General features: G+C 59.7%; 19 protein-coding genes and 1 pseudogene. 10 read left to right on the top strand and 10 right to left on the bottom strand.

The window, feature by feature from the left end; all coding sequences use genetic code 11:
* The first annotated feature begins 40 nt into the window (after positions 1 to 40).
* The 5 genes from H4P12_RS13995 (at position 41) to H4P12_RS13975 (ending at position 5981) form a co-directional block, all read left to right on the top strand.
* Entirely contained in the window at positions 41 to 1591 is a 1551-nt protein-coding gene (locus H4P12_RS13995) for an ABC transporter ATP-binding protein (protein ID WP_223115815.1), read from the top strand.
* A complete protein-coding gene (locus H4P12_RS13990) occupies positions 1588 to 2664 on the top strand; it encodes an ABC transporter permease (protein WP_187794281.1) in 1077 nt (358 codons plus the stop codon). The genes H4P12_RS13995 and H4P12_RS13990 overlap by 4 nt, the downstream gene beginning before the upstream one ends.
* Complete coding sequence (locus tag H4P12_RS13985; protein ID WP_187794280.1) at positions 2661 to 3548, top strand: ABC transporter permease; 888 nt, start codon at positions 2661 to 2663, stop codon at positions 3546 to 3548. The genes H4P12_RS13990 and H4P12_RS13985 overlap by 4 nt, the downstream gene beginning before the upstream one ends.
* A 38-nt stretch (positions 3549 to 3586) precedes the next feature.
* The gene (locus H4P12_RS13980) at positions 3587 to 4666 is read left to right on the top strand and encodes a BMP family ABC transporter substrate-binding protein (protein ID WP_187794279.1); all 1080 of its coding nucleotides are present in this window, start codon (positions 3587 to 3589) and stop codon (positions 4664 to 4666) included.
* Positions 4667 to 4940: 274 nt separating this feature from the next.
* Positions 4941 to 5981, top strand: a complete 1041-nt coding sequence (locus H4P12_RS13975) for a glycosyltransferase family 4 protein (RefSeq protein ID WP_187794278.1) — start codon at positions 4941 to 4943, stop codon at positions 5979 to 5981.
* Positions 5982 to 6003: 22 nt separating this feature from the next.
* On the opposite strand, the gene purU is transcribed toward H4P12_RS13975, so the two are convergent.
* From purU to H4P12_RS13955, 4 genes and pseudogenes are all read right to left on the bottom strand, one after another.
* Positions 6004 to 6888, bottom strand: coding sequence for a formyltetrahydrofolate deformylase (purU, locus tag H4P12_RS13970; protein ID WP_187794277.1), 885 nt, complete (start codon positions 6886 to 6888; stop codon positions 6004 to 6006).
* A 130-nt stretch (positions 6889 to 7018) separates the two neighbouring features.
* Positions 7019 to 8185, bottom strand: a complete 1167-nt coding sequence (locus tag H4P12_RS13965; protein ID WP_187794276.1) for a M20 aminoacylase family protein — start codon at positions 8183 to 8185, stop codon at positions 7019 to 7021.
* 84 nt (positions 8186 to 8269) lie between these two features.
* Positions 8270 to 9613 carry an NAD(P)/FAD-dependent oxidoreductase gene (locus H4P12_RS13960; RefSeq protein ID WP_343069834.1) on the bottom strand — a complete coding sequence of 448 codons (1344 nt, stop codon included), beginning with the start codon at positions 9611 to 9613 and terminating at the stop codon, positions 8270 to 8272.
* A pseudogene (locus H4P12_RS13955) lies at positions 9610 to 11441 on the bottom strand (ABC transporter ATP-binding protein). The gene H4P12_RS13960 and the pseudogene H4P12_RS13955 overlap by 4 nt, the downstream one beginning before the upstream one ends.
* A gap of 261 nt (positions 11442 to 11702) precedes the next feature.
* Between H4P12_RS13955 and H4P12_RS13950 the strand changes: the two are divergent.
* The 4 genes from H4P12_RS13950 to H4P12_RS13935 are packed head-to-tail and all read left to right on the top strand — an operon-like array spanning position 11703 to position 17185.
* Positions 11703 to 13406, top strand: coding sequence for a peptide ABC transporter substrate-binding protein (locus H4P12_RS13950; protein ID WP_187794275.1), 1704 nt, complete (start codon positions 11703 to 11705; stop codon positions 13404 to 13406).
* A 60-nt stretch (positions 13407 to 13466) separates the two neighbouring features.
* On the top strand, positions 13467 to 15158 hold the full coding sequence (locus H4P12_RS13945; RefSeq protein WP_187794274.1) for a peptide ABC transporter substrate-binding protein: 1692 nt from the start codon (positions 13467 to 13469) through the stop codon (positions 15156 to 15158).
* Between the two features lie 37 nt (positions 15159 to 15195).
* The gene (locus H4P12_RS13940; RefSeq protein WP_187794273.1) at positions 15196 to 16203 is read left to right on the top strand and encodes an ABC transporter permease; all 1008 of its coding nucleotides are present in this window, start codon (positions 15196 to 15198) and stop codon (positions 16201 to 16203) included.
* Positions 16196 to 17185, top strand: coding sequence for an ABC transporter permease (locus H4P12_RS13935; RefSeq protein WP_187794272.1), 990 nt, complete (start codon positions 16196 to 16198; stop codon positions 17183 to 17185). The genes H4P12_RS13940 and H4P12_RS13935 overlap by 8 nt, the downstream gene beginning before the upstream one ends.
* 127 nt (positions 17186 to 17312) lie before the next feature.
* Here the strand turns inward: H4P12_RS13935 and H4P12_RS13930 are convergent, their stop codons facing one another.
* From H4P12_RS13930 to H4P12_RS13910, 5 genes are all read right to left on the bottom strand, one after another.
* Complete coding sequence (locus H4P12_RS13930) at positions 17313 to 19649, bottom strand: aldehyde dehydrogenase family protein (RefSeq protein ID WP_187794271.1); 2337 nt, start codon at positions 19647 to 19649, stop codon at positions 17313 to 17315.
* Between the two features lie 7 nt (positions 19650 to 19656).
* The gene (deoC, locus tag H4P12_RS13925; protein WP_187794270.1) at positions 19657 to 20598 is read right to left on the bottom strand and encodes a deoxyribose-phosphate aldolase; all 942 of its coding nucleotides are present in this window, start codon (positions 20596 to 20598) and stop codon (positions 19657 to 19659) included.
* On the bottom strand, positions 20595 to 21230 hold the full coding sequence (locus H4P12_RS13920) for a DUF1523 family protein (RefSeq protein ID WP_187794269.1): 636 nt from the start codon (positions 21228 to 21230) through the stop codon (positions 20595 to 20597). Before H4P12_RS13920 ends, deoC begins: the two co-directional genes overlap by 4 nt.
* Before the next feature lie 12 nt (positions 21231 to 21242).
* On the bottom strand, positions 21243 to 21524 hold the full coding sequence (locus H4P12_RS13915; protein WP_187794268.1) for a hypothetical protein: 282 nt from the start codon (positions 21522 to 21524) through the stop codon (positions 21243 to 21245).
* Between the two features lie 97 nt (positions 21525 to 21621).
* Entirely contained in the window at positions 21622 to 22176 is a 555-nt protein-coding gene (locus tag H4P12_RS13910; protein ID WP_187794267.1) for a putative glycolipid-binding domain-containing protein, read from the bottom strand.
* Positions 22177 to 22324: 148 nt separating this feature from the next.
* Here H4P12_RS13910 and H4P12_RS13905 point away from each other — a divergent pair, with 148 nt between their 5' ends.
* The gene (locus tag H4P12_RS13905; protein ID WP_187794266.1) at positions 22325 to 23593 is read left to right on the top strand and encodes an acetylornithine deacetylase/succinyl-diaminopimelate desuccinylase family protein; all 1269 of its coding nucleotides are present in this window, start codon (positions 22325 to 22327) and stop codon (positions 23591 to 23593) included.
* 37 nt (positions 23594 to 23630) lie between these two features.
* Here H4P12_RS13905 and H4P12_RS13900 read toward each other — a convergent pair whose 3' ends face one another.
* Positions 23631 to 24452: a glycosyltransferase gene (locus H4P12_RS13900; RefSeq protein ID WP_187794265.1), complete on the bottom strand. Its 822-nt coding sequence runs from the start codon at positions 24450 to 24452 to the stop codon at positions 23631 to 23633.
* Positions 24453 to 24485 lie beyond the last annotated feature (33 nt).

Genomic DNA, 24485 nt, shown 5'->3' with positions numbered 1-24485 from the left:
GCGCGATATGCAGATATAAAAAGAAAACAGGGAGACAAGTTTGACGCAACCCGAAGTTGTCCGGGCCGAAGCTTTCCGGGCCGAAGTTTTCCGGGCTGACGGGATTGGAAAATCCTATCCCGGCGTGCGCGCCAATGACGATGTCTCATTTGCTGTCCTGCAAGGCGAGATTCACGCCCTTCTGGGGGAAAACGGTGCAGGGAAATCCACACTGGTCAAAATGATCTATGGGCTTGTCCGCCCGGATCAAGGGCAAATGGCCCTGAACGGTCAGCCGCATCACCCAACGGATCCGCGAGAGGCGCGGGCATCGGGTGTTGCGATGGTGTTTCAGCATTTTTCGCTGTTCGACGCATTGACCGTGGCCGAAAATATCGCCCTTGGCATGGAACACCCGCCGCCGCGTCGCGAGTTGGCCGCCCGAATTACAACGGTCAGCCACGAATTCGGACTGCCGCTGAACCCCTCCCGCCGCATCGCAACCCTGTCCGCGGGCGAACGCCAGCGGGTCGAGATCATTCGCTGCCTGTTGCAGAACCCGCGCCTGCTGATCATGGACGAACCAACCAGTGTCCTGACCCCGCAAGAGGCCGAACTGCTGTTCGCCACGCTGCGCAAACTGGCCGATCAGGGAACCGCGATCCTGTATATCAGCCACAAACTTGAGGAAATCCGCGCCCATTGCGACCGCGCCACGATCCTGCGTGGCGGCAAGGTGGTGGACAGTTGCAATCCGCGTGCCCATTCGGCCCGCGAACTGGCCGCGATGATGGTTGGCGGTGAAATGCGACTGATCGACCGGACCGGCCGTCAGGCGGGCGACGTTCTGTTGCAGGTAAACGACCTGTCACTGCCCGTTCCAACGGGTGAAGGGACGGCGCTGAAAAACGTCTCACTCTCTCTGCGGGCGGGTGAAATCCTGGGGATCGGTGGCGTCGCGGGCAACGGGCAAGAAGAATTGCTGGCCGCGCTATCCGGCGAAATGCGCAGTGCCGCTGCTGCCGTGACGCTGGATGGAAAGCCATTGGGCGCGGCAAGCCCCGAACAACGCCGCAAAGCCGGGCTGCTGACCGCGCCAGAGGACCGTCTGGGCCATGCCGCCGTGCCCGATTTCAGCCTGACTGAAAACACTTTGCTGACCGCTGGCACGCGCAAGGAATTGGTCCGCAACGGTCTGATCGACCACAAAGCCGCGAAATCCTATGCCGAACAGGTCATCAAGGATTTCGACGTGCGCACCCCGGGTCCCGGCACGGCCGCCCGCGCATTGTCCGGCGGCAACCTGCAAAAATTCGTCATCGGCCGCGAGGTTCTGCAAACCCCGCGTGTGCTGGTCGTGAACCAGCCGACATGGGGCGTGGATGCGGGGGCCGCCGCCGCCGTGCGTCAAGCCCTGCTGGACCTTGCCCGCGCGGGCGCGGGCGTCATCGTCATCTCTCAGGATCTGGATGAGCTTTTGGAACTATCGGATCGCTTTTGCGCCCTGAACGAAGGGCGCCTGTCCGCGCCCCGCCCAACCGAGGGGCTGACCCTGGACGAGATCGGCCTGATGCTGGGCGGCGCCCACGGGATGGAGGTCGCAAGCATATGATGCGCCTTGTTCCCCGCACCGAAACATCCCTGCCCTGGCAGATCGCGACGCCGATTCTGGCGGTCTTGGCCACCATGATCACAGGCGGCGCCCTGTTCGCGATCATGGGTTATGATCCGGTCGCCGCCATCCGCACGATTTTCTGGGATCCGCTGTTCGGCCCGGCAGCCGGATATTCCCGCCCGCAACTGCTGGTCAAGGCGGCCCCGTTGATTCTGATCGCGTCAGGTCTGGCCATCGGCTTTCGCGCCGGTATCTGGAATATCGGCGCCGAGGGGCAGTATATCATCGGCGGCATCACCGGGGCCGCCGTCGCATTGGCGGTCTACCCGGCCGAGGGCATGTGGATCTTCCCGGCGATGGTCTTTGCGGGTGCGCTTGGCGGCTGGGCATGGGGCATGATCCCCGCCATGCTGCGCAATTGGTTCGGCGCGTCCGAAATCCTTGTCTCGCTGATGCTGGTCTATGTCGCACAGAAGGTTGCGGCATGGATGGCCTTTGGCCCGATGCGTAACCCGGAAGGCTTTGGCATGCCCGGATCGCGCAACCTGACACAATATCCCTCGGCCGCGAATCCCGAACTGATCGACGGAACCGGTGCACATTGGGGTGTGGTTGCGGCGGCAATTGCGGTGCTTGCGACATGGTTCCTGTTCAGCCGCCACATTCGCGGCTTTCATATCCGCACCGCCGGTCTTGCGCCCCGTGCCGCACGTTTTGCGGGGGTAAAACCCGAAGCGCTGGTCGCCTTTTGCCTTGGCCTGTCGGGTGCGCTGGCCGGCATGGCCGGGCTGTTCGAGGTCGCAGGCCCCGCAGGCCAGATCACCGACAGCCTTGGTTCGGGCTATGGCTTTACGGCGATCATCGTGGCCTTTCTGGGGCGTCTGCATCCGCTGGGCATCCTGTTGGCCGGATTGCTGCTGGCCCTGACCTATATCGGCGGTGAATTGGCACAGCTGACCCTGCAACTGCCCGCCGCCACCGTGCAGGTATTTCAAGGGATGTTGCTGTTTTTCCTGCTGGGGTTTGATTTGCTGACACGGTTTCGCGTTGAACGCAGGGTGTTGGCATGATCGATCCGATTTCCGTCTTCTTGCTGCTTCTGGCCGCCGCAACACCGATCCTGTTCGCCGCGCTTGGCGAATTGGTGGTGGAACGCGCAGGCGTGTTGAACCTTGGCGTCGAGGGTATGATGATCACCGGCGCGCTGGCAGGCTTTGCAGCCGCCCACGCCACCGGGAATCCCTTCATCGGATTCGCGGTCGCCGCGTTGGCCGGGGCATCCGTCGCTATGCTGTTCGCCATCCTGACCCAGTTCCTGCTGGCCAATCAGGTCGCTTCCGGCCTTGCCCTGACGCTGTTCGGGCTGGGCCTTGCGGCGCTGTTTGGCAAACCGCTCGAGGGGATCAAGGCGCCACCCATGCCCATCGGTCCGCTGAGAATCAACTGGATCGTCTGGCTGGGCCTGCTGATGGTGCCGCTGATATGGTGGTTTCTGAACCGCAGTCGCGCCGGCCTGATCCTGCGCGGTGTTGGTGAAAACCACGATGCGGCCGATGCGCTTGGCTATAACGTCCGGCGGGTTCGCATCGCCGCGATCGCGTTTGGCGGGGCAATGGCCGGTATCGGCGGGGCCTTCATCTCGATCTCGATCGTGCTGCAATGGACCGAGGGCATGACGGCAGGTGCCGGCTGGATCGCGCTGGCAATTGTGGTCTTTTCCAACTGGACCGCTTTGGGCGTGCTGGCCGGCGCATGGCTGTTTGGCGGGGTCACCGTGCTGCAGTTGCGATTGCAGGCCGCGGGCGTTTCGGTTCCCGTGCAACTGCTGTCGATGGCACCCTATCTTGCGACGATCATCGTCCTTGTCCTGATCTCGGCCCGGCAGAAATTCAGCCATCGCGCAGGCGGGGCTGCACCCGGCTCTTTGGGCCAGAATTTCCACGTGCTGCGATAAAACGCGGCCTTACCAACCCACCCAACAGGAGAGTATCCATGAAACGCAGAACCCTTTTGGCCAGCGCCGCCGCATTATCGGCCATGTCGCTGGCCCTGCCCGCCCTGGCGCAGGAAGAGCCGCTGAAAGTCGGCTTCATCTATGTCGGCCCGGTGGGCGATGGTGGCTGGACCTATCAGCACGACCAAGGCCGTCAGGCGGTCGAGGCAGAGTTCGGCGACCGTGTCGAAACCACCTTCATCGAAAGCGTGCCAGAAGGTGCCGATGCCGAACGCGCGATTACCCAACTGGCGCTGGCGGGCAACAAGCTGATCTTCACCACCAGCTTTGGCTTCATGGACGCGACCATCAACGTCGCGCAGAAATTCCCCGACGTGAAGTTCGAACACGCAACCGGCTATAAGCGTGCTGACAACGTTGCGACCTATGACGCCCGCTTCTACGAAGGCCGCGCCGTGATGGGCACCATTGCAGGCCGGATGACGGAATCGAACAAGATCGGCTATATCGGCAGCTTCCCGATCCCCGAGGTTATTCAGGGCATCAACAGCAGCTACATTCACGCCAAGAAGGTTAACCCGGATGTCGAAATGAAGGTCGTCTGGGCCTACAGCTGGTTCGATCCGGCGAAAGAGGCGGACGCCGCATCGGCCCTGATCGCCGAAGGCGTGGACGTGATCTTGCAGCACACCGATTCCACCGCGCCACTTGCCAAGGCGCAAGAGGCGGGCGCCATCGGCTTTGGTCAGGCCAGCGACATGGCCGCCTTCAAGCCCAGCCCGCGCGTGTCCGCAATCATCGACAACTGGGCCCCCTATTACATCGAGCGCGTCGGTGCGGTTCTGGACGGGACCTGGGAAAGCAAGGCCACATGGGCCGGCATTGGCGACGGTGAGGTTGAGATCGGCGAGATCACCGAAGCCGTTCCGGCCGAGGTGAAAGCCGAAGCCGAGGCCCTGAAAGAAAAGATCGCCTCCGGCGAATACCACCCCTTCACCGGCCCGTTGAACAAGGCAGACGGCAGCGCATGGCTGGCCGAGGGTCAAACAGCGACGGATGAAGAACTGGCAGGGATGAACTTCTTCGTCGAAGGCATCACAGCGACAATTCCGCAGTAACCCGGCCCCCTTCGATCATCTTGAAGCCCCGCATCGCGGGGCTTTTTGATGGACCAGTTTAGTGGTCAGAACCGCGGCATCATATCCGCCTTTATTGATGCAGGCTGAGCAGTCAGGGCTATCGACGTGACCTCCTGCGCGGCTGCAGGGGGTGTTTGTCAGCTGCAGGACAGCCTGTCTTTTTCGACAGTTTTACCAAATAGCGCCTTTGTCAGCATTTCCAAAATAGTGATAGAGTGCAGATCTGTTGATTTTTTGTAGCCAGGACCTGTTCATGGCCGATCGTTCGTCAAGCAAATGGCTGATTGTAGCCCCCTTCTTCAAGAATCGACAAGATCGTTGGCTGGATGATTTCATCATTGATCCATCCCTCGCTTTCAAGAAAATTGCCCCGCCCAGAAAGCCCCAAAGCTGGCATCAACGTAGAAGTAAACTGACATCTGTTTCAGAATGGTGGACGCATCTTCTGCACAGTCGTCAGGCGATCAAAAAACGCCCGGCCGGGATTGTCACTTGCTTCCCGCAGTTGGCGATGTGTGCTGCATTGTGGAAGAAAATCAGCCGGCACAAAACGATCCTGATCGCATATAATTACAACCTGGGCGAGTTACGCCCGGGTGCGCGTCAAAGATTGGCGCGTCTGACCGCGAAGGAAATCGATTGCTATATCGTTCATTCCCCGCAAGAGGTTAAAAGTTACGCCGAATACCTCTCTGTTCCGGAAAGTCGTGTGCACTTTATTCCGTTGCAGCGCGGGGCGCTTGAAATTCAGCGCAAGGAAGATACCAAAGACCCATATATGATCGCCATGGGGTCAGCGAAACGCGATTATGCGCTGCTGATCAAGGCAGCCGACCGGCTGAATATTCCAACCATAATTGTCACCCGGGAAGATGACGTCAGGCGTTTGCCCAAAAGCACCTATGTAAGGTTCATGTCCAACTTATCCGAGACACAATGCCATCAGCTTCTTGCTCGTGCACGTATTTCGGTCACGCCAATCGAAAATGATCAAACTGCATCCGGGCAGATCACCTTTCTGAACGCCATGCAGCTTGGGGTTCCGGTCATTGCAACCAACTGTCCGGGCACGGACGGGTATATCGAGCATCAGAAGAACGGCATTCTGGTGGAGCCTGGCGATGTGCATGACATGTCATCTGCCATCGGCAATCTGTGGCGTGACGAAACAGCCCGTGAGAAGCTGGCCGCGAACGCTCAGCGTATCTACAGGGACCGGTTTTCTGACAGTGCCGCCGCCCGAAGCCTGCACGCTATTATCCGGCGACTCTCGGCTGGACGGGCGGCATCGTAGGCACGGGCAGTGTCTCGGTCTGTTATCCCATGCGTTCCGACACATAGCTGCCCGGTGATGCCGGAAAGACGATCGTCTTGGCACCGTTCTGAAAAACCCGGCCGTGGATATGGGCGTGCACGGCGCGCGACAGAACCTGACTTTCAACGTCCCGGCCCAACGAGACATAATCGCCCGGACTTTGGGCATGGGTGACACGCACCGTATCCTGTTCGATGATCGGGCCTTCGTCCAGATCGCTGGTGACATAATGCGACGTTGCGCCGATCAGTTTCACCCCCCGCTCATAGGCTTGCTTATAGGGGTTGGCCCCTTTGAAGCTGGGCAGGAATGAGTGGTGGATGTTGATGATCCGCCCCGACATTTCGCGGCACATCTGATCCGACAGCACCTGCATATAGCGCGCCAGCACGATCAGTTGGGCGCCAGTGTCGCGGATGATCTCCATCTGGCGAGCTTCGGCCTCGGCCTTGTTCTCGGCGGTGACGCGAATCATGTGGAACGGGATGTCGTGGTTCACCACCACCTTCTGATAGTCGTAATGGTTTGAGATCACGCCGACGATATCAATCGGCAGCGCCCCGATCTGCCAGCGATACAGCAGATCGTTCAGGCAATGCCCAAAGCGCGACACCATGATCAGCACTTTCTTCTTTTCGGAATCGTCGGTGATTTCGACATCCATATCAAAGGGCTTGGCGACTGCGACGACATCGCGGCGCAGCTGCGCCAGCGTCGCATCCCCTTCAGAACGAAAGCTGACACGCATGAAAAAACGACCCGTCGCCGCATCGTCAAATTGCGCGCTGTCGGTGATGTTGCAGTCGTGTTGCGCCAGAAACCCTGAAATTGCCGCGACAATCCCACGGGTCGAGGCGCAGGTAACGCGCAAGGTGTAGCTGTTCATGGTGCCGTTCGTCCCCTTGATATCAGAACGGGACGGAATACTCCGCCCCGTTTACGCATTTCATCCGGTTGCCGGGTCTTGAATATTCCGTTTCCGACACCGCCGGGTGCCGGTGCGACCTTCTGCCCCGTCAGGCCGCAGGCAGGCGCGCCTCGACCATGCCGGCATACCAGCTTGAACCAGCCGGAATTGCGTCATCGTTGAAATTATAGGCCGGGTGGTGGACCATCGCCGTGTCGCCATTCCCGACCCAGATATAGGCACCGGGACGTTCGTTCAGCATATAGCTGAAATCTTCGCCGCCCATCATCGGCTGCATGTCCATGTCGATATCGCCCGCAATACTGCGCGCCACATCGGCAGCCCATTCGGTGGCCGCGTCGTTATTCATGGTCACGGGATAACCGCGATCATATTGCACATCCGCCCTGGCGCCCATTGCCGTCGCCATGTTGGTTGCGACGCGCTTGATGCCTTCTTCCAGTTGCGCCCGAACGGCGGGGTCAAGACTGCGCGCCGTGCCCTTCAGCTTGACCACCTGCGGGATCACGTTATGCGCGGTTGAATCCGTCGCGACCGTGCAGACGGACACCACCGCGTTCTTCAACGGGTCGATATTGCGCGACACGATGGATTGCAGCGCGACGATGATCTGAGCGGCGGTCAGGGTCGTGTCGATACATTCATGCGGCTTGGCCGCATGGCCGCCCTTGCCGGTCACGGTGATGTCGAACTGATCGGCTGCCGCCATCATCGGTCCCGGTTTGATCGCAAAACTTCCTACCGGAATACCCGGCATATTGTGCATGCCATAGAATTCATCGATGCCCCAACGATCAACGATGCCATCCTTGATCATCGCTTCCCCGCCAGCTCCGCCCTCTTCGGCGGGCTGGAAAATCACGACGGCGGTGCCATCGAAATTGCGCGTCTCGGCCAGATATTTGGCCGCGCCCAGCAGCATTGCCGTATGGCCATCATGGCCGCAGGCGTGCATCTTTCCCGGCGTTTTCGATGCGTAATCCAGACCGGTCTGTTCGATGATCGGCAGCGCATCCATATCGGCGCGCAGGCCAATCGTGCGGTCACGGGTATTGGTCTTGCCCTTGATCACGCCGATCACGCCAGTTTGCCCGATTCCTTCGACAACCTCATCACAGCCGAATTCGCGCAGCAGATCGGCGACACGACCGGCGGTGCGATGGACGTCATACAGCAGCTCGGGATGTTCATGGAAATCGCGGCGCCACGCGGTGATTTCTGGCAGCAGCTCGGCAAAACGGTTCTTGACTGGCATGAGAGGTCTCCTTCTTGGGTAAGGTTAAGACCTACCCGGCGGTCAGGTAAAGGGGGATCGCACCCCAAGAGAGCCAGCAGACTTTCACAACGCAGGGCCCAGCCGGATGGGCGTTCCGTCCTGAAAACGCAGAAAGCGGAAACGGGTCAGATCATGGCCGGTATCCTTGGCCTGCAGCATCCGGGACATGACATGTCCCACACCCGGACCGATGCCAAAGCCATGCCCGGACAGGCCCGTGGCAATGAAAAATCCCGGCAGCGTGGTCTCATCCAAAACCGGAACCTGATCGGGCATGGTGTCGATCATCCCGGCCCAAGCGGCGCGGATTTTCGGACGGCCAATCTGCGGAAAGGCCGCAGCAAAGTCATCTTGCAGCTTTTTCAGGCGTGCGGGATTCGGGTCGGGGCTTAGCATGCGCATCGCCTCGAACGGGGTTGCTTGATCGGGCGACCAGCCGCGCGGCGTGCCCCATGCATCCGGATAGCCACGCGGGGCCAGCCATTGCAGGCGCGTCTGTGACAAATCGCGGCGCAGCTGCGGCATATAGTAACGAATGTTGCGAAAAGCGGCAGGACCGATCCAGAAATCATGCTCGGTTCCGGGGGCCAGGGTATAGCCGCCATCCGCACGACGCCGAAATGCGAACCTGGCATCGGCAGCAGCCCCGAACCAGAAATCCGGCAACGGCTCGGTTGCGGCGACGGTTGCGCGGACAGAAAGCTGCGGCAGCGGCAAACCTGCATTCCCGGCAAACAGGCCCGACCATGCGCCGCCAGCCAACAACACACGGTCGGCGCGGATTGGGCCGTGCTCGGTGACGACTCCGACCAGCCTGCCGCCCTGCACATCCAGCGATCGCACGGCACAATTTTCGCGGATGGCCACCCCTTCGGCCATCGCAAGCCTTGCGATTGCGGGCACGGCGGTGGCAGGTTCGGCCCGCATATCGGACGGCGTGACCAACGCGCCTGCCCAGCCCGCGCTGTTCGGCAAGGCGGTGGCCAGTTCATCCCGACCCATCACCTTGCTGTCCAAGCCATATTTGCGAGCGACCGGAAGCCATTTTTCGTAGCGGGCCAGCTCGCCATCATCCGCCGCCAGATAGCTGACACCGCAGGTGGTCAGGCCCAGAACCTCGCCCAATTCCTGTGCCAGCGATTTCCAAAGCTGGCGGGCGGTCAGCATGACGGGAAGCTCGGCTTCGTCCCTGCCCTGGGCGCGCACCCATCCCCAGTTGCGGGATGATTGTTCCCCGGCGATCACGCCTTTTTCGCACAAAACAACGTCCAGCCCGTCTCGCGCCAGATACAGCGCCGTCGTAACGCCCGCGATGCCGCCACCGATGACGACCACATCGGCAGCATCTGGCAAAGGCGCATGGAAGTGCGATGCCGTGCCCGGCGGTATCGGCGGGTTCGGCGTCACGAATGGGTCACGGGGTCGATCAGCACCTTATGGCCCGGCGCGACCTCGCGGTAAATCGAGGGTGGCGCCACATAGTCGATGGGATGGATCGGCGACGGGATCGGGCGGAACCTGAGGTCTTCGCTGATCTTCCTGTTGCGCGGATCGGCCACCGGGACGGCGGACATCAACTGCTTTGTATAGCTGTGCTGCGGGTTTTCAAACACCTGCTGCCGGGTGCCCAGTTCCACGATCCGGCCCAGATACTCACCCCGACATAATGGCTGACACGTTCAACCACCGCCATATCGTGGCTGATGAACAGCATCGATATGCCCATATCCTGCTGCAATTCCATCAACAGGTTCAACACCTGCGCCTGAACCGAGACATCCAGCGCCGACACTGCCTCATCCGCGACAATCAGCTTCGGATTCAGCGCCAGCGCACGGGCAATGGCAATCCGCTGCCGCTGACCGCCCGACATTTCGTGGGGATAGCGGCGCATGAAACTGCGCGGCAATTCGACCCGATCAAACAGCTGGGCGATTCGATCCTGACGTTCCTTGCGGGTGCCGATGCCGTAATTTTCCAGCGGCTCGGCCACCTGGTCATACAGCTTCATATGCGGATCAAGGCTGGCAAAGGGATCTTGAAAAATCATCTGCATGTCGCGCCGGGCCTTGCGCAGATCCGACTGCGACAGGGCCAAAATATCCGTGCCGCCCAGATCGACCTGGCCCGATTCCGGCTCGACCAGCCGCAGGATCGACCGCGCGACGGTGGATTTCCCCGAACCGGATTCACCCACCAGCGACATGGTTTCGCCGCCATTGATGGTGAAGGAGACATCTTCAACCGCATGCACGCGAGCAACGGTCCGCCGCAGGATGCCGCCCTTGACCGCAAAGCGGGTGGTCAGGTTTTCAACCTTCAGCAATGGCGTCGGATTTTCGACAATGATCGGCTCGGCCGTGGCCGGTGATCCATCGCGCATCAGCCGCATCCGTTCCGGCGCAGGCTTGCCCGTCATTTCCCCCAAGCGCGGCACAGCAGCCAACAGCATCTTGGTGTAATCTTCCTTGGGGTTTTCAAAGATTTCCTCGACCGTGCCTTCTTCCACCTTGTCGCCGCGATACATGACAACCACGCGATCGGCCATTTGCGCGACCACCGCCATGTCATGCGTAATGAACAGAACCGCGATCTGTTTTTCCCGCTTCAGGCGGTCGATCAGCGCCAGAATTTCGGCCTGAATGGTCACGTCCAGCGCGGTCGTCGGCTCATCACAGATCAGCAGGCGCGGCTCGCAGGCCATGGCGATGGCGATGACGACGCGTTGGCGCATGCCGCCCGACAGCTCGTGCGGATATTGCTCCATCCGCCGTTCGGGTTCGGGGATGCGCACCTGCTGCAGGATTTCCAGCGCGCGGGCACGGGCCTGCTGTTTGTTCATCCCGCGATGGACCATCAGCCCTTCGCTAAGCTGATCGCCAACGGTGAAAACCGGGTTCAGCGCGGTCATCGGTTCCTGAAAGATCATGCCGATCTGGTTGCCGCGAATGTCGCGCATCGCGGGCGTCGATTGCTTGGCCAGATCAATGACTTTGCCGTCGCCCTTGTCGAACAGCAACTGGCCGTTGGTGATCTCTCCTCCGCCAAACTCGACCAGACGCATCAGCGCCAGCGAACTGACCGACTTGCCCGAACCGGATTCGCCGACCACGCAGACACATTCGCCCGGGTTTATGGCAAAGCTGATGTCCTTGACGCCAACGACAACACCATCATTCGTTTCAAACTCGACACGAAGTTTATCAATAGAAACAAGCGGCTGTTGGTCCAGCATCTGTCATCCCCCGGCATTGCTTAGAAATCAAGCTATCTGCACCACCGGGAAAGTCAAAGATGAAAGATGCGGCGCACCGTTCAGCGATAAGACTTGCTTTTCTTTTAGGCTTTGTTTGAAACTGATCGTATTCCGCGGGGGCAAAGCGTCAAAATCAATCCCGTGACAACAGGGGCAACAATGAAAAGAACGCGGCCTACAACGGCTGATAAGGGTTTCAGACGCACCCTGCCCCACGGCTTTTCCCAACAGGAGAGTGTAATGAAACTGAAAACAATCATGATGGGTGCGGTGGCCAGCTTTGCCTTGGCGCCTGCGGCCATGGCCGAACGCGGCGCTGATGGGGCGTTGAACCTGATTCTGTGGCAGGCGCCATCGACAATGAACCCCTATCTGTCGGGCGGCACCAAGGAACTGGTCGCCTCCAGCATGACGCTTGAGCCGCTGGCAGGCATGACCCCGCAGGGAGAGTTGTATGCCCGTCTGGCGGCAGAGGTGCCGACGCTGGAAAATGGCGGCATCGCGGAAGACCTGAAATCCGTCACCTGGAAGCTTCAGGAAGGGCTGAAATGGTCTGACGGCACCCCCGTGACATCGGCTGATGTCGTCTTTTCGGGTGAATATTGCATGGACCCCGAAGGCGGCTGTTCGCAGCTTGCGAAATTCGAGGGTGTGCAAAGCATCGAGGCGGTCGACGATCTGACCGTCAAGATCACCTTTACCGAACCCATGCCCGATCCCTATTCGGCTTTTGTCGGCTCGAACTCTCCGATCATCCAGAAGGCGCAGTTTGAGAATTGCAAAGGTGCGAATGCGCCGACCTGCACCGATCAGAACTTCGGCCCGATCGGCACCGGCCCCTATCGGGTGACGAAATTCCTGACCAATGACGTCATTACCTTTGACGCCAACCCCGAATATCGCGACGCAGCCAAACCCGCATTTGCGACGGCCACCATCAAGGGCGGCGGCGATGCGGCGGCGGCGGCGCGTTCGGTTCTGGAAACGGGCGAATATGACTACGCATGGAACACGCAACTTGCCCCCGACGTCATCGCCGGGATGGAGGCGAATGGCCGTGGCAAGGTCACGGCCGCATTCGGTAGCCTTGTCGAACGTATCCATGTGAACCTGACCGACCCGTCATCGTCACTGCCCGCGGACGAACGCTCGACACGCGCACATCCACACCCGTTCCTGTCTGATCCGGCGGTGCGTCAGGCCCTGTCCATGGCGATTGACCGGCAGCTTCTGACGGAAATCGGGTATGGGGCGTCGGGTCAGCCGACGTGCAACTATGTTCCGGCACCCGAGGCGTGGGCCTCGCCCAATACCGACTGTCTGACGCAAGACATCGAAGGCGCCAACAAGCTGCTGGAGGATGCAGGCTGGGTCAAAGGTGGCGATGGCATTCGCGCCAAGGATGGCGTGCGGCTGTCGATGCTCTATCAGACCAGCGTCAACGCGGTGCGTCAGGATTTTCAGGCGCTGATCAAACAGTGGTGGTCGGAAATCGGGATCGAGACCGAGTTGAAGACCGTCGATGCCTCGGTCTTCTTCGGCTCTGACCCCGGCTCACCGGACACGCTGCAGAAATTCTATGCTGATGTCGAAATGTATGCCGACAACTTCGAAGGCGGCAACCCGGCCCCGTATCTGGCAAAATGGACCTGTGCCAAGGCCCCCGGCCCGGACAATCAATGGCAAGGCGAAAACATCAGCCGCTATTGCGACGAAGGCTATGACAAGATGCTGGTCGAGTTGAACAAGACCGTTGATCCGGACGAACGTGGCCGGATCGGTCAGAAGCTGAACGAAATGCTGACCAAGGAAAGCAACGCCATCATTCCGCTGATCTATCGCGGCACCGCGTCTGCCCATGCCAACTCGCTGGGCGGCGTCGAACTGAACGCATGGGATACGGAAATCTGGAACGTTGCCGACTGGCATCGCGTCCAGCAATAATCAATCCTGTCCGGCCCATCGTAAGGTGGGCCGGATCATTGTCGCCAGAAAGGCCCAAATTTGAAGCGCTCTGTGATTTCCGTCCTTGCCCTGTTTGCCGCCAGCCCTGCGATTGCCGGGCGCGGCACGGACGGAGAATTGCGGATATTGTATTGGCAGGCCGCCACGGTGCTGAATCCCTATCTGTCAACCGGCGCGAAAGACACCGATCCGGCGTCAATGGTGATCGAGCCGCTGGCGGTCGTGGCCCCCGATGGCAGCTTCCAACCGCGTCTGGCAGCGGAAATTCCGACGCTGGAAAATGGTGGCATCGCCGCCGATTACAGCTCGGTCACGTGGCGGCTGAAACCCGATCTGAAATGGTCCGATGGGACCCCTTTCACCGCCGAAGACGTGGCATTCACAGCCCAATACTGCATGGACCCTGAATTTGGCTGCGCCGTGTTGCAAGAGTTTGAGGGGATCGCATCGGTGGACGTGCTGGACCCCACCACCGTCCGTCTGAATTTCTCGGAACCGAAATACCCTCCCTTGCAAGCCTTTATCGGTGGGCGCACCCCGGTGTTGCAAAAGGCGCAATTTGCATCCTGCCTTGGGGCTGCTGGTGCCAGCTGCACCGAACAGAACTTCGGCCCCATCGGCACGGGTCCATTTGTCGTCACCGCATTCCAACCGGGCGATGTTGTCCAGTTCACGGCCAACCCCCATTATCGCGACCCCAACAAGCCCGCATTCGCCACGGCGACCGTCAAGGGGGGCGGCGACGCAATGGCCGCCGCGCGCACCGTGCTGGAAACGGGAGAGTTCGATTTCGCATGGAACATGCAGCTTGCCCCTGAAATCGTCGCCCCGATGGAAGCGCAGGGCAAGGGGGTGCTGGTCGCCTCTTTCGGGCCGATGGTCGAACGGATCGAACTGAACCAGACCGACCCAAGCCCCACCCTGCCCGAAGGCCAGCGGTCAACCATGGCGCGTCCGCACCCATTTCTGGCTGATCCGGCCGTGCGCAAGGCGCTATCCATGGCGATTGACCGGCAGTTGATCGCGGAACTGGCCTATGGCCCATCCGGCATGGCGACCTGCACCATCGTTCCGATGCCCACCGCCTACGATCCCGGCAATAACGATTGCCTGCAGCAGGATATTGCGGGCGCCAACGCGCTTCTGGACGACGCGGGATGGACGAAGGGAGCGGACGGAATTCGCACGAAAGACGGTGTCGAATTGCGCCTGCTGTTTCAGACCACGGTGAATGCGGTCCGTCAGGACGAACAGTCGCTGGTCAAACAATGGTGGTCCGAAATCGGCGTCGCCACTGATCTGAAAACCATCGACAATGCGGCTTTTTTCGGCGGCGATGCCGGCAGCCCGGACACGCGGCAGAAATTCTATGCCGATGCGCAGATGTTCACCGATGCCTTTTATATTCCCGACCCGGCATCGTTTCTGAACAAATTCGTCTGCGATCGCATTCCGACCGCCGAAAACCAGTGGCAGGGCCAGAACTCGATCCGCTTCTGCGATCCGGCCTATGACGAAAATATGGCCCTGCTGCATCAGACGGCAGAAGCATCCAAGCGGCAGGAGATCGCCAAGGAAATGACCGCCACGCTGACCGCCGACGGCAATTTCGTCCTGCCCTTGATCCATCGCGGCATGGTCTCGGCCCATGCCAATTCCCTTACCGGCATTCTTGCAAATGGCTGGGAAGGCCAGTTGTGGAACGTCGCCGATTGGAGCCGTGCCGAATGAGGCTATTCCCGCCCCGCAACCCGTATCGGAGTGCCCAATGCTGACATTCACGATCAGACGCCTTCTGCTGGCGATCCCGACGCTGTTGTTCATCTCGCTGGTGATCTTTCTGCTTCTGGAATTGTCCCCCGGCGACCCCCTGGGCGATGTGCCCCTGACCGTCCCACCGGAGGTCAAGGAGCGTATGCGAGAGGCGCTTGGCCTTGGGCAGGCATGGTATATTCGTTATGTGCTGTGGCTGAAACAGTTCTTCTGGGTCGAGCCGCTGCACTGGTTCGACCAGGTCTTCGGCACCAGCTTCAGTGCGGGCATGCAGCGCGTCATCAGCTTTCAGTCGCGCAGCCCGGTTTTCGACGTCATCGCACAGCGTGTTCCGCAGACGCTGACGGTTGTGGGGTTGTCCTATCTGATCGGCGTGCTGATCGCGATCCCGATCGGGATCATCTCGGCCTACAAGCAATACAGCTGGTTCGATCAGCTTGGCACTTTCGTGTCGATGATCGGGTTTTCGATGCCCACTTTTTTCACCGGCGTCGTGCTGATCATCATTTTCGGGGTGAAGCTGCAATGGTTCCCCTCGGTCTATGACACCACGCTGGTGGTCAGGGATTGGGACAGCTTTCTGGCGCAGGTCCGGCAAATGGTCATGCCGGTGACGGTGCTGGCGCTGTATAACGCGGCGCAGATCAGCCGGTTCATGCGCGCGTCGATGCTGAACAATCTGGGACAGGATTACGTCCGCACGGCACGCGCCAAGGGCTTGTCAGAAAAAACCGTGGTGCTGAAGCATGTGCTGCGCAATTCGCTGATCCCGGTTGTGACGGTGATCGCCCTTGGCTTGCCTGCCGTCTTTGGCGGCGCGATCATCACCGAGCAGGTGTTCAAGGTGAATGGCCTTGGCCAGCTGCTGATCACGGCCATTCATGCCAATGACATCCCGATGGTGCTGACGCTGACCTTCATCTTCGCCATCCTGATCGTCCTGTTCACCCTGATCGCCGATATCGTCTACGGCCTGCTTGACCCGAGGATCCGCTATGACTGAGCGCCAGGAACAGCTGAACACGCAGGAACTGATCGACGAAACCGCCGCCCCCGCAGCGGTCATCAGCGACCTGCCGCCCGACAACCCGCAGGTCGCTGGCGGCGAAACCCGCAGCCAATGGCGCGATGTCTGGCGCCAGTTTCGCAGTCACCGAGGCGCGATGGTGGCACTGGTCCTGTTCATCGGGGTTATCCTGTTTGTTGCGATTGGCCCCTATCTTTGGACCATTGATCCAACCTATGTGGATATCCGCGCCCGCAATTCCGGCTTTACTGCCGCGCATCCATTGGGCACCGACCAGCTTGGTCGCGATATGCTTGCGCGGTTGATGGCGGGGGGGCGCGTTTCGATTGCCGTCGGCCTGACGGCGATGATCATCGCAATTTTCATCGGCAGCCTGATCGGGGTGACCTCGGGCTATTTCCGCCGACTTGATGCACCATTGATGCGCCTGACCGAACTGTTTCTGGCCCTGCCACTGCTGCCATTGCTGCTGCTGATGGTGACGCTGTTTCGCGAACCGCTGTCGCAGAACCTTGGTCCGGCCATGGGGGTCTTTGTGCTGATCGTGTCGGCCATCGGCGCGACAAGCTGGATGCAGGCAGCCCGCATCGTCCGCGGCGATGTTCTGGGCCTGAAAGAGCGAGAGTTCATCCTTGCCGCCAAATCCATCGGCACCCCATCCCGTCGCATGATCTTGCGCCATATCCTGCCAAACGTGTTGTCGCCCATCATGGTCGCGGCAACGCTGGGCATCGCCACCGCGATCATCACGGAATCCGCCCTCAGCTTCCTGGGGCTTGGCTTCCCTCCGGATTTTCCGACCTGGGGACGGTTGCTTTATGACGCGGTGGATCAAATGGCGCTTTATCCCAGCCGGGTGATCCTGCCAGGCCTGTTGATCTCGATGACAGTGCTTTGCGTCAACTATATTGGCGACGGCCTACGGGATGCGATGGACCCGCGTATTCGCGGCAGATAAGGGGGCGCTGCCCCCGCCGCCTTTCAGGCGGCTCCCCCGGGGTATTTCAGGCAAAGAAGAACGCGGATTCTTCTGTGTTCAAATATCCTCGGGGGGTTTGGGGGGCAGACAGCCCCCCCCTTTCTTCTTAATAGGCTGCGCCGCCTGAACCGGCAGGCAAGGCGCCATAGGGCAGCCAGATCGTCTTGGCCTGCATTGCATGGCGCAGGAAGATTTCACCCTGGGCATCAGATTTGGTCCAGTCCCGGTTCGTCGGCGACCACACCGGTTTCAGATTGCCGCCAGCGGCTTGTTCAACCCTGGTAAGGTCAGCCTGATCGCCCACATACCACATCGCTGCGACCTCATCATGCGCGGCGAGGGTCTGGGCCAGTTCGTCCTTCACCCCGGTGATGATATTGACGACCCCGCCGGGCAGATCGGATGTATCAAAGACCTGATACAGATCAGTGACGGGCAACGGGTCATCCTGCGCGGCGATGGCAACAACGCTGTTGCCCATCGCGATGGCAGGCATGACCAGCGACATGAACGAGGCCAGCGGCTGCGTATTCGGGCAGGCTATGCCCATGACACCGTAGGGTTCAGGGATCACATTGACCAATGTCCCCGTCTTGGCCTGCACATTGGCACCGTCGAATTTGTCTGCCCATGCGGCATAGTGGAAGGCGCGGGCGATGGCGGCCTCGACCTCTGCCTTGCTGGTGCGGGTGGCAAATTCGGTGGCGCGGGCGGACAGGTTCTCGGCGATGAAATACAGAACCTGCGCGCGGGCGTGCCCGCCCATCGCGGCCCATTTCGTAGCTTTTGCAGCAGCTTCGACCGCGTTACGAATATCCTTGCGATTGCCAAGCGGGGCCAGCCCCCCCGGCACCTTGTAGGACGCGCCGCCATCCGGGCGTTTTTGCGCACCACCGATATACAGCTTGGCCGTGCGGTCGATCACGCCGGTTGTCGCAGCTTCGCCATCAGGCGCGGCGGCAGGTTTGGTAACGGCGGGTTCCTTGACGGCTTTCACCGTTGGTTCGGCCAGATATTCCAGCATACCAACCCGCCCGCCTTCGCGACCAAAGCCGCTTTCGCGATAGCCGCCAAAGGGGGCGGCGGCGTCGAACATATTGGCGCTGTTGATCCAGATCACGCCCGCCTTGATCCGCGCGGCCAGATCGGTTGCGACCGTGGCGCTTTCGGACCAGACAGAGCCCGCCAGACCGTAGCGGGTATTATTTGCCAGCTCGATCGCCTCATCCGCGGTGCGAAACGTCGACAGCGTCGCGATTGGGCCAAAGATTTCCTGCTGCATCCCCGGATTGGCGGGTTGGATGTTGCGCAGATAACCGGGCGCGATGAAGCAACCACTGGCCGGGTGACCGCCGATCAATTCCGCCCCGTCATCCGTCGCGGCGCGGCAGATCGACATGATGCGGTCTTTCTGCACCGGATCGACGATGGCGCCGATATCGGTGGATTTATCCAGCGGTGGGCCAACACGCAGGCGGTTCATGCGGGTTTGCAGCAACCTCTCGAACCGATCCGCCACGGATTCGGCAACCAGAATTCGCGAACCTGCGCAGCAGACTTGCCCCTGATTGAACCAGATCGAATCCGCCACACCATCGACGGCAGCATCCAGATCAGCGTCATCCATGACGATGAAGGGCGACTTGCCGCCCAACTCAAGCGTCAGCTTACGACCAGTCCCAGCCAGCGTTTCGGCAATCTTGCGGCCAACCTCGGTCGAGCCGGTGAAGGCAATCTTGTCCACATCCGCCGAGACCAGCGCCGCGCCGGTATCGCCATCGCCCGTGACGATATTCACCACGCCCGCAGGCAGGCCGACCTCTTGGCAGATTTCAGCAAAAGCCAATGCGGTCAGTGAGGTATATTCGGCGGGTTTCAGGACCACCGTATTCCCGGCAGCCAGCCCAGGCGCGATTTTCCACGCCAGCATCAGCAGCGGGAAGTTCCACGGGATAATCTGCCCACAGACGCCCAGCGGCGTATAGCCCGGCAATTTGGTTTCCAGAAGTTCGGCCCAGCCCGCGTGATGATAGAAATGGCGGGCGACAAGCGGGATGTCCGCATCGCGGGATTCGCGGATCGGTTTACCGTTGTCCAGCGTTTCCAGCACTGACAGAAAACGTTCGCGTTTCTGTACATGCCGCGCGATGGCATACAGATAGCGGGCCCGTTCGCTGCCCGACAGCTTCGCCCAGCCGCGCTGCGCCTTGCGCGCGGCCTTGACCGCATCCGCAACGTCATCCGCGCTGCCCTGCGACAGCTGCGCCAGATCCTCGCCGGTCGAAGGGTCGCGGGTGGCGAATGTCGCGCCCGGTTCGGTGAATTTGCCACCGATGAAGTGGCCAAATGGACCGTTCTTTGCCAGCCATTCGCGCACGGCGCTGCTGTCTTCGACCGAAGGGCCGTATTCCATGGTTTCCATGATTTCGCTCACGCGGCTCATACGTTCCTCAGGCAATGGCTAGGCGATGGGCGCTGGCATAGCGGCCCGTCACGTGGTGGCTGATCTGACGTTCCAGATCGCCTAACAAAGAACTGGCCCCGATACGGAACAGATCGGGATCCAGCCATTCGCGGCCCAGTTCCTCTTTCATCAGGACTTGCCAGTTCAGCGCATCCTTGGCAGTCCGCAAACCGCCAGCGGGCTTGAACGCAACCTTGTGGCCGGTCTGCGTTTGATAGTCGCGGATCGCTCGGCACATGACCAACGACACGGGCAGGGTTGCATTCACCCCCTCTTTCCCGGTCGAGGTTTTGATCCAATCCGATCCAGCCTGCATGGCAATATGACTGGCCTTGGAAACATTTTCCAAAGACTTCAATTCACCGGTGGCAAGAATGGCTTTCATCCGCGCCGAACCACAGGCCTCTTTCATCTGGCGGATTTCATCATACAGCGCCGACCATTCGCCACGCAACGCAAGCCCGCGGCTGATGACGATGTCGATTTCATCGGCACCCTGATCGACGGCATAGCGAATCTCGGCCAGCCGCAGATCCAGCGGCATCAGGCCTGCCGGAAAACCCGTCGCGACGCTGGCAACCGGAACGCCCGAATTTCCCAAGGCGCGTTTGGCGGCGGCCACCATCGTCGGATAGACGCAAACCGCGCCCGTGGTCAGGCCACTGACGCCGACCGCTTCCAACAGCTCCGGCGCGATCGGCTGACGCGCCTTGGCGCACAACCGGGCCACGCGGTCTTCGGTATCATCGCCCGCCAGCGTCGTCAGGTCGATGCAGCGCACCGCGTTCAGCAGCCATGCCGCCTGATGGTCTTTCTTCAGGCTGCGGCGGGTGGGCAGGTTCGCTGCCCGACGCTCGACCGCTGGCGTATTGATCCGGATATCGGCAAAGCCGTCCGTATTCAGGTCAGTCCCGGGGTTTCGTCTCATTTCCCCTTGCCTTTCAGCCGGTCAAAGAACGAGCGGCTACGGCCTGCGGCCTCATCCCATTGGGTGTCGGCGGATTTGATGGCCGGGTCGATGGTGCGTTCACGAAACTGGTTCCACATCCGCCAGATCAGCAGCAAAAAGACGAACAGCACCGTCAGAATGATCATCGCAGGCCAATTTCGCGGACGCTCATCCGGGCCCGCCAGCGTATCGACGGAAATGGCGTTCGGGTAGCTGGACAACCAGGCCAAGCGCCAGCCATAGGCGGTCACGCTGACCCATTGAGGGTCTTGCTTGCTGGATTGCAGGTTGGAGGCTTCGGCCTGCAGATTCGAGCTGTCGTATTTGAAATAGGGCGGCCAAATCCAGCCGGTATCTTCGTTACGATAAACAAAGACTTTTCCGTTGGGTCGCACGGTGTCGATAAAACGGACATCGCGTTGCCCCTGTGCATTCTCGACCGTCCCGGCGTCGTCGGTCGCGTAAAAAATCGCATTGGCCGATGTGATCGGCGTCAAGCGGTTCGACGTGTTGGTAATCCGCACGGTATTCTTGGACGGCAGGGCGTAATCCAGAAACAGGAACACGACGACGCCCAGCAGCACGCCAAAAAAGACTTTCACGTAATGCATTCTCAATAGCTCCTATTGCCAGTTCACCCAGTAGACGATCCCCATAATCGCAAGCGTCGGGATGATGAAGACCAGCCATAGCAGCCGGGATTTCAGTGTTTTGTCGAATCCGACCATCGACCTGCGGATAAACTCATCTCGGGTCCTGTTATGTCCCGCCATGTCGGGATGGCGAACGTCCCAAATCTCCTCCAGCCGTTCGCGTCTTAGCGATCTGATATAGATGCGCAGCAGAAGATAGAACATCACCTCGATCAAGAAGACCAAAACGATCAGACGAGCTAATGCGGCCAAGTCACCCTACCTTCCTTGTCGCGGATCGCGACATCCTTGAAAGCCTAGCACGACCTTTTGCGGCTGCACCAGAAATCACGCGCGTCACCCGGCGGGCTTAATGAACCTCGGCCACCCACAGATCCGGGTAATCGGACACGAAGCCATCGCTGTTGACTGCCAGCGTGGTGCGATAATCGCTTTCATGGCTGTGATAATCCCACCGGCCACTTTCACAGCGCTGATAGGTCTGATGCAGCGGCTTCATCTGCCAATCGCTGTCGTCAAGCCAGAGTGCAGCAGAATCACCGTGTCCCTTTCCTGCCAGACGCCGCAGCGGCAAAGTATTGGTCGCCGGTGTAAAGCCCAGATCCAGATCCGACAGGCCGAAGGTCTCGGGCAGTGCTTCGCCGTTCGCACGCCATTCTCCACCATTGGCGCGACGAATCGAAAGGCTGATATCCTGCTCTGCAACGCGCCCCTGAACGCGGGCGGAACGGGGAAACCAGTCCGCGCCGCACGTGATGGAATAAGACATATGCGCGGGGCCTTTGAGATCGGACCAGACCGCTACGCCTTCCAACCGCCACAGTTCACCCTCGCGCCAAAGGGCACATGTGTCATGGCCGGGTCGGTCAAGCCGTCGCCATATTATCTGGGCGGGTCGGGCCATGCGTATCACCTTGGCGGGCCGGATGGTCGATGAATTCATTGGCCAGCTTAGGCAGCACAGATGCTCCGCGCAAGATAATCGGGCCGTCAGTCCGAAGGATACGACAGGACCATTGCCATGAATCGCGACCCGTCCTAGCCTGATGCTCATGATTAATCTTAGAACCGCCATCGACGCCCGCCGGGATGCGCTGATCGCGCTGACCCAAGATCTGATCCGCATTCCGACGCTGAACCCGCCGGGCCGCCATTATCTTGATATCTGCGAATATCTGCAGGCGCGCATGCAGCCGCAGGGATGGGACTGCACGTTGATCCGGGCCTATGGAACGCCGGGCGATTCCGACCAATATCCTCGCTGGAATATTATCGCACGCCACCAAGGCAGCCGCCCCGGCGAATGTGTCCATTTCAACAGCCATCATGACGTGGTCGAGGTCGGTCATGGCTGGACCCGCGATCCCTTTGGCGCTGAACTGGACGGTGACAGGATTTATGGTCGTGGCGCCTGTGACATGAAGGGCGGATTGGCCGCCAGCATCATCGCCGCCGAGGCTTTTGTCGCCGCGCATCCCGATTACGCAGGCAGCATCGAAATCAGCGCCACCGCCGATGAAGAATCGGGCGGCTATGGTGGTGTTGCCTATCTGGCGCAGCATGGCGCTTATGATCACGTCCAGCACGTCATCATCCCCGAACCGCTGCACAAGGATCGCATCTGTCTGGGCCATCGCGGAGTCTGGTGGGCCGAGATTGAAACCCATGGTCGCATTGCCCACGGCTCGATGCCTTTCCTTGGCGATTGCGCCGTGCGCCATATGGGCGCCGTTCTGGAGGAGATGGAAGCGACCCTGTGGCCCCTGCTGGCATCCAAGCATACCGAAATGCCTGTGATCCCCGAAGGGGCGCGTTCATCAACCCTGAACGTCAATTCGATCCACGGTGGGGCACCTGAACAGGCGGCCGATTTCACAGGCCTGCCGGCACCTTGCGTGCCCGACCGTTGCCGCATCGTGATCGACCGCCGTTTCCTGATCGAAGAAGATCTGGCGATGGTAAAATCCGAAGTGACCGCGTTGCTGGAAAAGGTCAAAGCGCAACGACCCAGCTTTCAATACGAAATCCGCGACCTGTTTCAGGTGAACCCCTCTATGACCGACAAGGATGCGCCGATCGTCCGCACAACCGCCGCCGCGATAGAAAAGGTTCTGGGGCGCGAGGCGGGCTATGTCGTCAGCCCCGGCACTTACGACCAGAAACACATCGACCGCATCGGAAAGCTGAAGAACTGCATCGCCTATGGTCCCGGCGTGCTTGATCTGGCGCATCAGCCCGATGAGTGGATCGGCGTTACGGACATGCTGGACAGCGCCAAGGTAATGGCGCTGGTGCTGGAAGATTTGTTGGTGACCACCTGACGCAGTGCCTTAAAGGCAAACCAGCGTATCTGAGCGGTTATTGCGGCTGAGAGTCGATACCAAAAAAACCTGCCGGCCATGAGGTTTCCACCGGCAGGTTGGGACCGATGATCATTTTCCGAACATCGTCAGAATCAAACCGCGATTTGCGATGCAACTTGTTCGCAATGTTGGACCCATGGATTATCTGCATCCAGGACGAATTCTGGTTTAGAACCGGATTTCTGCCCAAAATCTTGAGATGTTCGAAATCATAAATAACGCTGCCATCATAATCTTTGATATACAAAGATACAAAGGGGCAGCAATTATGATACAGAGACTGTATTTCGGTCAAATTCGTCACAAAACCATTGCATGCAACTATATACCTGCGCCGCTCTCCGGCTTCGATCAGCGCAGCAACGTCCCGATTCAGGTTTTCAATATAATCTATAGCAATCGTGTCGTCCGAATCCACTCTCGACAACACGATATTCTTAATGTTTTCAGCGTAAAGAAACTCTCTCAGCCTGCTGGCCTGGTCTGCGGCAGTCGTAAAGATCGGCACGAAGGGCAATGGCAGATCAAGATATTTGTCCCAAAGATACGTATCCTCCGTATCCATGAACACAACCACACGATGCACTTTGACCGTTTGCTCAGAAATCGCCCTGCCAATCCAGTTCTTGAAAATATCGGCGCGCATCGCAAACCACGCCTCGCGATTAGCCTCGTCGCCATAAGCTTTTTGCAGCCATTCTTTTTTCATTCTCAGGCTAAAACGAATTGCTATAACATTATTTATTTGAATCGATTCGTTCATGTACTGCTCGTCGCTTTCGGTATTGGTCGCTTTCGGTATTGATCGTGCGATCATCTTCTCCCCTCTTTCACTCACCTTGTCGAGGAA

Source organism: Paracoccus amoyensis (genome assembly GCF_014490725.1).
Lineage (GTDB): Bacteria > Pseudomonadota > Alphaproteobacteria > Rhodobacterales > Rhodobacteraceae > Paracoccus > Paracoccus amoyensis.
Note: the sequence above shows the minus strand (reverse complement) of the source record. Positions and strands in the feature narration are given on the sequence as shown.

Bases quoted from the DNA above. Each gene is read 5' to 3' on its own strand.
- H4P12_RS13990 (WP_187794281.1), top strand. From the start codon at position 1,588: ATGATGCGCCTTGTTCCCCGCACCGAAACATCCCTGCCCTGGCAGATC.
- H4P12_RS13985 (WP_187794280.1), top strand. From the start codon at position 2,661: ATGATCGATCCGATTTCCGTCTTCTTGCTGCTTCTGGCCGCCGCAACA.
- H4P12_RS13980 (WP_187794279.1), top strand. From the start codon at position 3,587: ATGAAACGCAGAACCCTTTTGGCCAGCGCCGCCGCATTATCGGCCATG.
- H4P12_RS13975 (WP_187794278.1), top strand. From the start codon at position 4,941: ATGGCCGATCGTTCGTCAAGCAAATGGCTGATTGTAGCCCCCTTCTTC.
- purU (WP_187794277.1), bottom strand. From the start codon at position 6,888: ATGAACAGCTACACCTTGCGCGTTACCTGCGCCTCGACCCGTGGGATT.
- H4P12_RS13965 (WP_187794276.1), bottom strand. From the start codon at position 8,185: ATGCCAGTCAAGAACCGTTTTGCCGAGCTGCTGCCAGAAATCACCGCG.
- H4P12_RS13950 (WP_187794275.1), top strand. From the start codon at position 11,703: ATGAAACTGAAAACAATCATGATGGGTGCGGTGGCCAGCTTTGCCTTG.
- H4P12_RS13940 (WP_187794273.1), top strand. From the start codon at position 15,196: ATGCTGACATTCACGATCAGACGCCTTCTGCTGGCGATCCCGACGCTG.
- H4P12_RS13935 (WP_187794272.1), top strand. From the start codon at position 16,196: ATGACTGAGCGCCAGGAACAGCTGAACACGCAGGAACTGATCGACGAA.
- H4P12_RS13930 (WP_187794271.1), bottom strand. From the start codon at position 19,649: ATGAGCCGCGTGAGCGAAATCATGGAAACCATGGAATACGGCCCTTCG.
- deoC (WP_187794270.1), bottom strand. From the start codon at position 20,598: ATGAGACGAAACCCCGGGACTGACCTGAATACGGACGGCTTTGCCGAT.
- H4P12_RS13920 (WP_187794269.1), bottom strand. From the start codon at position 21,230: ATGCATTACGTGAAAGTCTTTTTTGGCGTGCTGCTGGGCGTCGTCGTG.
- H4P12_RS13910 (WP_187794267.1), bottom strand. From the start codon at position 22,176: ATGGCCCGACCCGCCCAGATAATATGGCGACGGCTTGACCGACCCGGC.
- H4P12_RS13905 (WP_187794266.1), top strand. From the start codon at position 22,325: ATGATTAATCTTAGAACCGCCATCGACGCCCGCCGGGATGCGCTGATC.
- H4P12_RS13900 (WP_187794265.1), bottom strand. From the start codon at position 24,452: ATGATCGCACGATCAATACCGAAAGCGACCAATACCGAAAGCGACGAG.